This window comes from Candidatus Kryptonium thompsonii (assembly GCF_001535985.1).
In the GTDB taxonomy this organism is placed as follows: Bacteria; Bacteroidota; Ignavibacteria; order Kryptoniales; family Kryptoniaceae; genus Kryptonium; species Kryptonium thompsonii.
Window position 1 is genome coordinate 1 of sequence record NZ_CZVS01000059.1, and the last position, 11824, is coordinate 11824.

Here is an 11824-nt window from a genome sequence, read left to right on the forward strand (position 1 = left end):
TGGAGTTTGAGTAATTTGTCCACGCGTTTGAAATTTCCACCTCACCCAGCCAGATTTCGAATCAACCGCGTAAAGATTACCATCATGTGAACCAAAGAAAACGATACCCGAAGAAATTACAGGTGAACTGTTTATCACCCCGCCAGTCGCGACAACCCAAACAAGTTTCCCGCTCTTAGAATCAAGCGCATAGAAATTTTTATCAAGCGAACCAAAATAAATTTTACCATCGTGATAAGCGGGCGATGAATGAATTGCCTTTTGAGCATGGAATTTCCAAATAAGAGTTCCATCTGAAGCTGAAACCGCATAAAGGACACCTTCACCCGAACCAAAATAAACTGTGCTGTCCACAACTATCGGGGAACTCATAAGCCAACCCTCAACTTTAAATTTCCACACCATCTTACCAGTCCTCGCATCGAGACAATAAAAATGTTTATCATTTGAACCGAAATAAATTTTTCCATCAAAATACACTGGTGATGTTTCAATAGTGTTTCCTGTTTTAAATTTCCATTTCAACTTTCCTGTTTTGAAATCAACCGCATAAAAATTTCCATCGTTTGAGCCAAAGTAAATCGTTTGATTAACAACCGCAGGAGAAGAATAAATCGTTCCATTTGTTTTAAATTTCCATTTCAACCTATCAAGCCCTGGAATTTTATCACCGCGATAAACTCCACTATGGTGCACATCATAGCGATAGACATGTGACTCTGGAACACTTCCTAAAAAAACAACTGAAAGAAGAAAAAATAAAAATTTTGATTTTAACACTTTCATTAAAACTCATTTTTTCTCATCTTTACCCATCAATCCCTCGCTCCTTGCAACCACAACAGCAACCGTTGCATCTCCAGTGATATTAACGACGGTTCTGCACATATCAAGGATTCTATCAACTCCAAGGATAAGGGCAATTCCCTCAGCTGGTATATGAATTGCTTTTAAAATCATAACAAGCATGATTATACCTACTCCAGGAACAGGGGCGGTTCCAATTGAAGCAAGTGTCGCGGTGAGAATAATTGTGAGCTGTTGAGTTATATCAAGATTAAAACCATAAACCTGTGCTATGAAAACAGCAGCAACTCCTTGATACAGAGCTGTTCCATCCATATTAATAGTTGCACCAAGTGGAAGAACAAAACTTGTAATCTCTTTTGGAACTTTAAGGTTTCTCTCAGTGCATTCAAAATTGACAGGAAGCGTCGCAGCACTTGAACTTGTGCTGAAGGCAATCACTTGGGCATCTCTCATTCCTTTGAAAAACCTTAAAGGATTCATCTTACCAAGGGATCCAACAACGAAGGAATAAACGCCCAATAAATGGACTAAAAGCCCGATTATAACCGTAGCTACATACCATAAAAGTGTTTTAAGGATTCCAAAACCAAATTCAGCAACCGTTGCGGAAATTAAAGCAAAAACACCATATGGCGCTATTTTCATCACAAGGTCAACCATTTTTATCATAGTATCGCTTACACCATCTAAAAACCTGAGAACATGATCAGATTTATTCTTATCAATCATCGTCAAGGTAATTCCAAATATCACCGCAAAGAAGACGATCTGAAGCATATTCCCATTTGCCATCGCATTTATCGGATTCGTCGGCACAATATTTACAAAAAAATCAACGATATCAACACCGAGTTCTTGTTGAATCTTTTCAGAGATATCCGCTTGATATTCCGAAGCAATTCTATCCCTTATATTTGGCGAAATTTTTTCCCCAGGTTTCATCAAATTAGCTAAAACAAGCCCAATGGTAATTGCTAACACCGTTGTGATGATGTAAAGTCCAAGTGTTTTTCCACCAATCCTTCCAACTTTTTTGATATCACCTAAACTTGCTGCACCAGCTGCAAGCGAAGCTATCACAAGCGGAATCGCAAGGAAACTTAACAAACGAACAAATATCGTCCCGATCGGTTTTATTTCGGTCGCGATGGTTTTAACTTTCTGAATATCAATGATGTTTTCAAATTTTATAATTTGTGTTTGGCTGAAGTTCTCATTTGATGACTTTTTATAAAAAATTAAAACTGCGCGATCCCTTTCAGATTTTGGCAAATCCTTAAAAAATCTGATTATCCTTAATTGATCGTCACTTGTGAACTCTTTTCTAGAATTCGGCAAGATAAATTCAGCTTTATCCCATCTCTCAACGATGCTTTTAACCTCACCTTTATCCGTTTTAGTGACTATCTTCAGCTTATGTGTATCAATGCTGAAAATAACTCCAAAAATAGCACCAAGAATCAAAGCAATGATTATCCTAGTATGAATTGGGATTGATCTTTTAAAAGGCATTCTTCCAAATCTTTAATTTTAAAGGATTTGCCCCTCTCATAAAGCGGAGAGGGGCTTTGAGCAATCAAACCTTATTTAATCTTTCCTTGTTCAAGTTCATCAACCAACCTATCAGCGTTATAAATATGCCTCAACGCTTCAACTATCCCGCGCACATCAACCGCAACAGCTCTATTCTTCTCGTCAACATAAATGAAATCGCCCGGCAAACTTTCAATATTCCCATCGAAGATTAATCCAACTACCTCAAGATTCATATTGACAACAGGACTACCTGAATTCCCACCAATTATATCATTTGTCGCCACAAAGTTAAGAGGCGTGCTTAAATCAAATGTTGAAGGCAAGTTCTTCCACCTTTCCGGTAATTCCCAATCGGTTCTATTGGTAGTTTTAAATGAATAGTGTCTATCATATAACCCATAAAATGTCGTTATAGGTGGTGCAATCGTTCCATTATATTCATAACTTTTCACAACACCATCAGCTATCCTCAAAGTAAATGTAGCATCCGGTGGAATCGATGTCCCATAAACATCAAAGATTGCCCTTCCAAGCAATTGAAGTTTCGCTGATTCTTTTGCACTAACCGAGTTATATTTCTCCCTTACCTCAAGTGCTCGTTGCCTCGTTTTAACAACAAACGAGATGAAAGGATCATTTGACTTCAAAATATCATCAGGATTACCCTCAAGCAATGCCGTGACCTTTTCCTTGTCTGATAAAATTGTCACATTAAGCAAATTATCAACTACCTCTTCTGGCGATTTACCTTTCAAAAGCTCATTAAAAGCTTGATTCTTTTCACCGAAAACCGATTTCATATAATTAAGTTGATAAATAAGGATCGCCTTTTCAAGCTCAGTTTCGATCTCCTGTGGGAAAATTCTTACCTTCGTTGCTTTAAGTCGTTCACCTTTGTAAGCATCAGCTCTTCTCTCTTCAGGTAGTTTCATTTGCTCAGCGTACTCAACAAGATCATTTGCAATTCTAAAATAAACACTCCTTGAAGGCCCGGTGAAGCTATATGCTTGAAGTTCATGGAATAGCTTCGTTTTCTCAACTTGATATTTGGCAATTTCATCCCAAAGGTTGCCGTATTTAGCTTTAAGATTTGGATTGTTTAAAACAGAATTTTTAAAGTTCTTCTCGAAATCACGCTTTCTTGCCATAAGATATGCATCCCTAAGCCCTGCAAGTCGTCCCGCATATGCTTTTTGAGAGTTTGAAAAGCTAAATAGACGAGTTTGATATTTCAACTTTTTATCCGGATGCTTAGCGATAAAATCACTGTAAATCCTGACAAGATTATCGAGCACTGATAAGGTATAGGGATAACTTACATCCCTGAAAAATTCAAGTTGTGAAACCGTGAGCAAACGATTTGTTCTACCCGGATTTCCAATTACAAAAACAGGGTCACCCTCTTTAACGCCCGTCTTGCTAAATGGGAAGTAATATTTTGTTTTTAACGGCTTCCCATCTTTGTAAACTCTGAAAAACGCAACATCAAGGTCATACCTTGGATATGTGAAATTATCTGGGTCGCCACCAAAATAAGCAACGATTGTCTCCGGTGCATAGACAAGACGCACATCAGTATATCTCTTGTAAACATAAATTGAATATTTCCCACCGTTATAAAATGTGACAACGCTGGCAACAATTGAATCCTCAGGATTTGACTTCTTAAACTCCTCGTAATACCTTTGCTGAATTTCTCTTATCTTCTTATCTCGGTTCGCTACTCTTTCAGCGTCAGTTTTCCCCTCTTCAAACGCTTTTTGAATTTCATCAGTGACATCCCCAATATAAATTAGTTGATCAACATAATGATTTGGTATTTTTCTTTCTTCCTCAAGTGTAGCAGCATAAAAACCCGTTTCGGGTAAATTTTCCCCTTCACGATTAACTGCGTCAAGTGCTCCTCTTGCACAATGGTGGTTCGTCATAACAAGTCCATCTTCTGAAACAAATGACGCAGAACATCCCGGAAGCCGCAGGGCAGAAAGTCGTGCTTTTTCAAACCAATCAGAAGTTGGAGTAAAATTATATGTTTTTTTGAAATAATCAATCGGGGGATAATCAAAAGTCCACATTTTACCTGTATCAAATTGCCCCGCCTTTACGGTATCAAGATAAGCTAGATAATCAGGTTTAGTTACTTGGTAAGTTGAACAACCAGTTAGAAGGAAAACCACAAAGAATAAAAAAAGTAAAAGGTTCTTAGAATTTCTGAACATTTTTTCCTCATGATTTTATTTTTTACGCAAGCAAAACTAAATTAATATAAAACGATTTAAATTTCAAGTTCTACCCTTGAGCTTTTCTACTGCATAAAATTTCTCTTTCTTCCTACCCCCAACTAAAAACATTGACTTAAGTCAATGTTTCCCCTTGCGATGATTTTTTAAATTTTTGAAAAAAAGAAAAAGAGATTAAAAATGACGGCAATAAAACAACTCAAGAAAGAACACGAGGCGATTCGCACAGCGTTAGTCTTGCTCGATATGCTCAGAAATAAAATTGAGAATGAAAGGGTGGTGGACATCGAGAAACTTGAAAGGTTGGCTGAATTTTTCTCGGTTTTTGCCGATAAATGCCATCACGGAAAAGAAGAAAATATGCTCTTTCCTGAACTTGAAAAAGCTGGCATCCCAAGAGAGGGTGGCCCAATCGGAGTAATGCTTACCGAACATGAATTTGGTAGGGGTTATATTCGAATAATCAACGAATCAATCAAAAGTTACAAAGCAAAGCCTGATGTCTCTGCGCTTGAGAAAATGGTTGAGGCAATAAAAGGCTATGTTGATTTACTCGAACAGCACATCAATAAGGAAAACAATATTTTATTTGTGATGGCAGATATGCATCTTTCAGATAAAACCCAAAAAGAATTGTTTGAAAAATTTGAGGAGTTTGAGTTAAACGAAATTGGAGCACAAAAACATGAAGAATTCCACAAAATGCTAAATGAAATGAAATATGAACTTTTAGGCGAAGCGAAAATATTAGATGTACGGGATATTCCACCAGTCTATAGGCATAGATTCATACTCGAGAAATTTGATGAATTAAACCCATCGGATAGCTTTATACTTGTAAATGACCACGATCCAAAACCTTTATATTATCAATTTCAAGCTGAAAAAGGAGAAAAATTTGGTTGGGAATATATAAGCGCGGGTCCAACTATATGGAGTGTTAAGATAACAAAGAAAAATTAACTTTGTGAACTACACCAAAAGCAAATCCACATTTGAGCAACGGATATTAAGAGGCTCGATGTTACTTGGGATCATTTCATTTGTTTCTGCTGTGGTGATAGGTGTGTGGCGAATTGCCCTGACTCGGGGCTTCACCTTGCCATCAATTCCCGAATTTCTGCCTCCACATGGAAATTTAATGGTTGGTGCATTTCTTGGAACATTGATAATTTTTGAAAGGATGTTTGCCCTGCCTGTTAAATGGCTCGTTTGGGTTCCTTACGCTTGGGGAATATCAGCCATCTTAATTCACCTTGGCTCGCCGCTATTTAAAATCCTTAACATTGTTTCTTTGCTTGGGTGGGGAATACATAGATTCATCGCTTACCGAACATTTAAACATATATGGAATCCACTTGTTGAATTTCTTGCCTATGTTGCTCTTTCCGTTGCGTTATTTAGAGAAGGTGGACTTGCAGGGAGCGTTGAATCTGCCCTTGCTGGTTTTTCATTTGCAATTGCTGTGATAGGAGTTGAAAGGATAGAACTAACACTTGGCTTTAAGAAGGTATCAGCAAAAATTGTATATGCGAGTTTAATAATTTATCTTGTTGTTTCAATCATCAATTCACTTTTTTATCTTTTACCCCCTCAAGTCATTGGGATTATTTTACTTCTTGTTTGCATCGGATTGATTTATAATGATTCCGCCATAATCGCTTCAGCCAAATTCAAAACAGCACAACTACCACTGCACAAATTTACCAAAGAAACCTTGACAATTGCATATCTCTGGCTTATGTTTTCAAGCATAGGTATGATTTTATGGAGCCAGATTCAAGCAGTTGCGAAAGATGTCGTCTTCCATTCGATTGGATTGGGATTCATATTTACAATGATTTTATCTCATGCACCAATTGTAATTGGATCAACATTTGCAAAAATGCCCAAAAGACCTCCCTCCAGACTTCTATTTTATCTTTTTCAATTAATGACAGTTGTGCGAGTTTCCGCCGATTTACTTGTTGCTAACCTTGTTGAGATATGGATTTGGTCCGGTTGGATAACTGGAACTTTACATTTCGTTACCTTTGTCCTTTACATTTTAAATGTCTTGAAAAGTTTTAAATAAGATTTTGGTAATGTGAAACAAATACATCAAGAATTTGAAACTGGATTTATTTGGTGGTCGCTTGGGATAGCTATTCTTGGTGGCTTTATGCTTGGTGCGCATATAGCGATGCAAATCGGATTTAATATGAGCCTACCAAAAGCATTAGATGTATGGATTCAAGTACACGGACACCTCCAACTTATCGGATGGGTTGGGCTCTTTATAATGGGTGTGAGTTTACATTTTTTACCAAGAATGGCAAGTGTTCCAATTGAGAAGAAAAGCACACTAAGATTTATTCTTTATCTTACTGTTGTTGGACTTTTAATAAGAACAAATTTTGAATTTTGGCGACCTTATGTTGAAGATGAAAAGATAAGCGATATCTTTAAAAACCTTGCGGACTTTGGCAACATCGTAGAATTCGCTGGGATAATCCTGTATGTTATGCTTTTAATAAAAACATTTTTGAAAGCACCAGATTTTAAAAGAAAAGGCTTTGAAATAGTAAAACCATTTTTTATGCTGTTCATCCTTGGCTGGATAGTTTATTCAATTGTTCAGGTACCATCGATCTTTCTTAACAGATACGAATGGCTTGTATGGAATAAATGGAGTATCAACATCTTCATGAATTTTGTTCTATTTCCGATCTCATTTGCCCTTTCAATTTTAAACTTCCCACTTTACATTCACTTGAAACCACCGACAAAATCTATCAAATACATTGGTTATTTCTATCTTGCGATCGCCATACTCCATGAATTTATCTCAGCCCCAATTCAATTGATAAACATCGATTTAAATTTAACTGCATTGCTCATCGATCTTACAATCATATCGCTGTTGTTTTCATCGGGGATAATTCAACGAATTTTTTTACCGGACAAAGCTCTCGCTAAATCACCATTTTGGAGAAGGGATAGGGTTGAAGAACCAAGTGTAGGTAAAAAGCCAAGAAAGGGTTATTCAGATTATGGTGAATTTGGCAAGTTTGAACTTTTAATTTATTCCACTTATTTATGGCTCGTGATCAGTTTATTTCTTGATATGCTTGCAAGGTTAATTTTATTACTTGGTCTATCGGTTCATTACGGAGTTGATCCTGTGAGACATTCGTTTCTTGCTGGCTTTATTTCGTTGTTGATACTTGGCATGGCTCAACGGATGCTACCAGGTTTTATGCACAAAAGCAAAATTGCAAGTACAAAAATTGTTTTTCTTACATTCATCTTCGGAAATATCGCCGTTTCATTTAGGGTTATACCAATGCTTATTCCACTATATTTATCTGGTCCAATGCAAACCCTCGCTCAATTTATGCTTTATCTTTTTGGAACTTCTGGATTTATTGCGATTCTTTCATTAGTTCTTCTCTTCATAAATCTGCGAAAGACCTTCAAAATGAGATAATCCCCCACCCATAGCATTCACACAATCAATATATAAGCATTCCAATTTGAAAAATTAAAAAGCGCATACATATATTTAAAGTGAGTATGAAAATCAAAATTTTCTCATGCGATGATTGAAAACCCTGAAATGATAAGAGATATACCCTTCTTTTCAGAACTTAGCACAGATGAATTAAGGAAATTCATGAAAATATCCAAGCTGATGAATTTTAAAAAAGGGGATATTATTTTTCTTGAGGGTGATGTCTACTATGGATTTTACATAGTCGTGAAAGGTGCTGTGAGAGTTTATAAATCAAACCCTGATGGTAGAGAGATAACTTTACATATAATTGAGCCGTTTAACTCATTTGCTGAGATACCGATGTTTATAAGTGATAGAGAAGAAGGAAATATCTACCCTGCGAATGCTCAGGCGATAGAAAATTCCGTTCTTATTTTTATCCCTAAGGAAGAATTTTTGAGAATAATAAACGAGAACTCCAAAATATGCCTTAAGATGTTACATGGGTTTGCAGAAAGATTGATGAGCTTAAATCAGCAAATTGAAAATTTAACTCTTAAAGATGTGGTCACACGGTTGGCTGAATATCTTTACAATAAATATAAAAACTCTGGTAAAAATGAGATAAATTTAAATCTCTCAAGATCTATGCTTGCAACATACCTTGGGACAATATCGGAGACAATTTCACGAGCTTTGAGGAAGCTTCAGGACGAGGATTTGATCGAAATTCAAGGCAAAAAGATAATTATCAAAAAACCTGAAAAACTTAAACAAATTTGTGGTTAATCGAAATCGTAAGAGTAATAAAGCGCAATTCCCTTTTCCCTGACGAAATCTTCGACATCAGGCTCACTTATCATATAGGTTACTATTACGGGGAATATATTCTCATAGACGCCTTCAAATCTTGCCAATCTATCTTCTATAAAACTTATGACATTATTCTTAGACAGCTGGCTCTTGCACTCACCAATTATTGTAATTTGAACACCATCTTTTGTACCCTTACCAAATATGTTAACCTCAATATCTCTTCCTTTAGCATCTTTAACAAATCTTCTTAACAGTCTCCCTTCCACCTCAATACCATAATCTCTTTTTAAAAGCTTTGGCAAGGACTTAAATGCTCTATCTTCAAGACCGAAACCAACTGCATCGGATAAATCGCCAAATCTCTTTTTAAGATCTCTAATCTCGCCAACGATCGCCCTAACTTCTTCCGTTAATTGCTCAACTCTCTTAGCAAGAGATTCAAGTCTTTCCTCCGTCCTTTTCTGTGCTTCAGCAAGCTCATTAACCCTTTCTTCCGTCCTCCTCTGCGCCTCGGCAAGTTGATTTATAGCCTCCCATACTCTTTTGAAATTTTCCTCAGTCGCCTTCTCAAACGCATCTAACCTCTCCTCCGTCCTCCTCTGGGCCTCAGCAAGCTCATTAACTCTTGCTTCCGTCTTTCTCTGTGCTTCAGCAAGTTCCTCAACCCTTTGAGCAAGAGCATTGAGTCTTTCCTCGGTTCTCCTCTGCGCCTCAGCGAACTGATTTATAGCCTCCCATACTCTTTTGAAGTTTTCCTCAGTCGCCTTCTCAAATGCATTTAACCTCTCCTCTGTCCTCTTCTGGGCTTCAGCAAGTTCATTAACCCTTGCTTCCGTCTTTCTCTGTGCTTCAGCAAGCTGATTTATAGCCTCCCACACTTTCCTAAAGTTCTCCTCGGTCGTCTTCTCAAATGCATCTAACCTTTCCTCCGTCTTCCTCTGTGCTTCTGCGAGTTCTTCAATCCTCTGAGCAAGTGAATTAAGCCTTTCCTCAGTCCTCCTTTGCGCCACTGTGAGTTCTTCAACCCTCTGAGCAAGGGCATTAAGCCTCTCCTCCGTTCTCTTCTGAGCCTCGGCGAGTTCCTCAACCCTTTGAGCAAGTGAATTAAGTCTCTCCTCTGTCTTTCTCTGAGCCTCTGCAAGCTCTGATACTTTTACTGTCAATTCCTTCTGCGCTTCAACGAGCAACTTAACCACCTGTTTCAGATCATCGACATCAGCCTTGGTTGCATAATTTGCTGAGAGCTTTTCGTCAACAATTTGCTCTATCTCTTTCTTAACCGCCGATGTTATTTTGAACCCTTTTTCGATCTTGGGCATAAATTAGCAATAATTATTTTCTCACTCGTAAAGATAAAAAATCTATAACTTCCAATCAAATTTCAAATACTACCCCTTCAACTTTCGCTCCAACCTTGCGATAGCATCCCAAATGGCTTGAAGCATTCTACCATCTAACTCCTTCTTTTCTGCAAGTTTCAAATAATTCAGAACTTCTTGATCACCTATATCTCCAAGAACATTGTAAATCACCATCCTAACGAAAAATTCAGGCGTATTCACCATACCGAAGATAAAATCTTTTATGCTCGGTTCCTTATCAGCAAAAATTGAAAGAGTTGAAATCGCAGTTATTCTAACCGAAGGATGGTTGCCACGAACCGAATATTTCTTAAGTATATCAATCGCTTCCTTTTCATACTTGGTGTTTTTAAAATCACTTAACCGTCTCAATGCGGTCGTCCTGATTATTTCCTGATGAGAATCCATCGCAAGTGCATTTTTTATAACGCTCATTCTATTTACGGAGTCGATCAATGCAAGCGAATTAACGGCTGAAGCGATGACATAATAACTTTTATCATTTTCTATAACTTCCGCCAAAAATTTCGCAACGAAATCAAATTTAAACTCTTTCAAAGCTTCAACTATACTTCTCCTAACCTTTGAATCCTGCTCATTTTTAAACACATCTATCAAAAATCTCGCCGTGCTTTCATCTTTTAATTTCCCAAGATTATTTATCGCTTCCTGCCTCACCGCATAAAATTCACCGCTCTTAATGAGTTTCATCATCACATCGACAACATCCTTCTTATCCACCATCCTCCCAAGTTCCTGAACAGCCCATAATCTATCGATCATCTCGCTGGCATTTAACGCTTGATAAATTAACTCATCCTTTGACTTTTCAAAAAATAAATCTTTCAAAATCCAATTCCCCTTGTCAAATATCACCATCAAAGGTTTACTATTAACACTGAAATCAAAAGTCTGTTTTCGCTCACTGATAAAAATTCTATAAGTTTTACTGCTCTCCTTTGTCGTTATCTCAACATCAACGGGTGTCTTGAAAACTTCAGGGGTAAGCGAATCAGCAACTTGAATTTGCTCAACCGTTAATCTGAGAGTTTTCGTCGTATCATTGTAAACATAACTTACCTCAAAAATTGGATATCCAGCTTTATAAAGCCATTGATCAAAAAACCATTTCAAATTATATCCCGTAGCCTCTTCAATTGCTATTTTAAAATCGTTTGTTTCAACATTTTGATATTCATACTTTCTCGCATAATAATTTATTGCCTTCCAGAAAAGTTCGTCCCCCAGAATAAACCTTATCATATTTAGAATTGCTCCACCTCGTTGATATATGTGGGGTCCAAAAAGATCTGTTGGATCAAAGTATCTATTCCACACTGTTGGCTTTTTATCGCTCATATCGGCAAATTTTGCTGTCCTTTGCATGTTGTAAACGCTATATTGAAACTCATCCTTCCCCCGTGCATATTCAAAGTAAAGCGCAGTGAAATAAGTCGCAAACCCTTCGTTCAACCACGCATGTTCCCAACTTCTACAAGTCAAAAGGTCCCCCCACCATTGATGAGCCATCTCATGAGCGACAAGCCCATCGCTTGAAACATCAAGATGTGCTCTTTCATCATGAA

At 37.3% G+C, this 11824-nt stretch carries 9 protein-coding genes; 4 read left to right on the plus strand and 5 right to left on the minus strand.

Features of this window, described 5'->3' with window-relative positions:
- From AWW78_RS08380 to AWW78_RS08390, 3 genes are all read right to left on the minus strand, one after another.
- The coding region (locus AWW78_RS08380) for a beta-alanine-activating enzyme beta-propeller domain-containing protein (protein WP_141653910.1) at nt 1-786 on the minus strand (786 nt) is incomplete at its 3' end.
- 6 nt (nt 787-792) lie between these two features.
- Entirely contained in the window at nt 793-2322 is a 1530-nt protein-coding gene (locus AWW78_RS08385) for a dicarboxylate/amino acid:cation symporter (protein WP_075426219.1), read from the minus strand.
- 71 nt (nt 2323-2393) lie between these two features.
- Nucleotides 2394-4565, minus strand: coding sequence for a S46 family peptidase (locus tag AWW78_RS08390; protein ID WP_075426220.1), 2172 nt, complete (start codon nt 4563-4565; stop codon nt 2394-2396).
- Between the two features lie 201 nt (nt 4566-4766).
- Between AWW78_RS08390 and AWW78_RS10935 the strand changes: the two genes are divergently transcribed.
- From AWW78_RS10935 to AWW78_RS08410, 4 genes are all read left to right on the plus strand, one after another.
- On the plus strand, nt 4767-5549 hold the full coding sequence (locus AWW78_RS10935; RefSeq protein WP_075426221.1) for a DUF2249 domain-containing protein: 783 nt from the start codon (nt 4767-4769) through the stop codon (nt 5547-5549).
- A gap of 58 nt (nt 5550-5607) precedes the next feature.
- Nucleotides 5608-6660 carry a hypothetical protein gene (locus AWW78_RS08400; RefSeq protein ID WP_075426222.1) on the plus strand — a complete coding sequence of 351 codons (1053 nt, stop codon included), beginning with the start codon at nt 5608-5610 and terminating at the stop codon, nt 6658-6660.
- Between the two features lie 12 nt (nt 6661-6672).
- Nucleotides 6673-8055 carry a hypothetical protein gene (locus AWW78_RS08405; protein WP_047134865.1) on the plus strand — a complete coding sequence of 461 codons (1383 nt, stop codon included), beginning with the start codon at nt 6673-6675 and terminating at the stop codon, nt 8053-8055.
- Nucleotides 8056-8166: 111 nt separating this feature from the next.
- Nucleotides 8167-8850, plus strand: coding sequence for a Crp/Fnr family transcriptional regulator (locus AWW78_RS08410; protein WP_047134866.1), 684 nt, complete (start codon nt 8167-8169; stop codon nt 8848-8850).
- Here AWW78_RS08410 and AWW78_RS08415 read toward each other — a convergent pair.
- On the minus strand, nt 8847-10196 hold the full coding sequence (locus AWW78_RS08415; protein WP_075426223.1) for a coiled-coil domain-containing protein: 1350 nt from the start codon (nt 10194-10196) through the stop codon (nt 8847-8849). The two genes, AWW78_RS08410 and AWW78_RS08415, sit on opposite strands and share 4 nt — an antisense overlap.
- A 69-nt stretch (nt 10197-10265) precedes the next feature.
- Nucleotides 10266-11824: M1 family aminopeptidase (locus AWW78_RS08420; RefSeq protein ID WP_047134867.1), on the minus strand; the 1559-nt coding region annotated here is incomplete at its 5' end.

Excerpts from the sequence above, each read along its gene's own strand:
- AWW78_RS08415 (WP_075426223.1), bottom strand. The coding sequence starts at position 10,196 with ATGCCCAAGATCGAAAAAGGGTTCAAAATAACATCGGCGGTTAAGAAA.
- AWW78_RS10935 (WP_075426221.1), top strand. The coding sequence starts at position 4,767 with ATGACGGCAATAAAACAACTCAAGAAAGAACACGAGGCGATTCGCACA.
- AWW78_RS08385 (WP_075426219.1), bottom strand. The coding sequence starts at position 2,322 with ATGCCTTTTAAAAGATCAATCCCAATTCATACTAGGATAATCATTGCT.
- AWW78_RS08390 (WP_075426220.1), bottom strand. The coding sequence starts at position 4,565 with ATGTTCAGAAATTCTAAGAACCTTTTACTTTTTTTATTCTTTGTGGTT.
- AWW78_RS08410 (WP_047134866.1), top strand. The coding sequence starts at position 8,167 with ATGATTGAAAACCCTGAAATGATAAGAGATATACCCTTCTTTTCAGAA.
- AWW78_RS08400 (WP_075426222.1), top strand. The coding sequence starts at position 5,608 with ATGTTACTTGGGATCATTTCATTTGTTTCTGCTGTGGTGATAGGTGTG.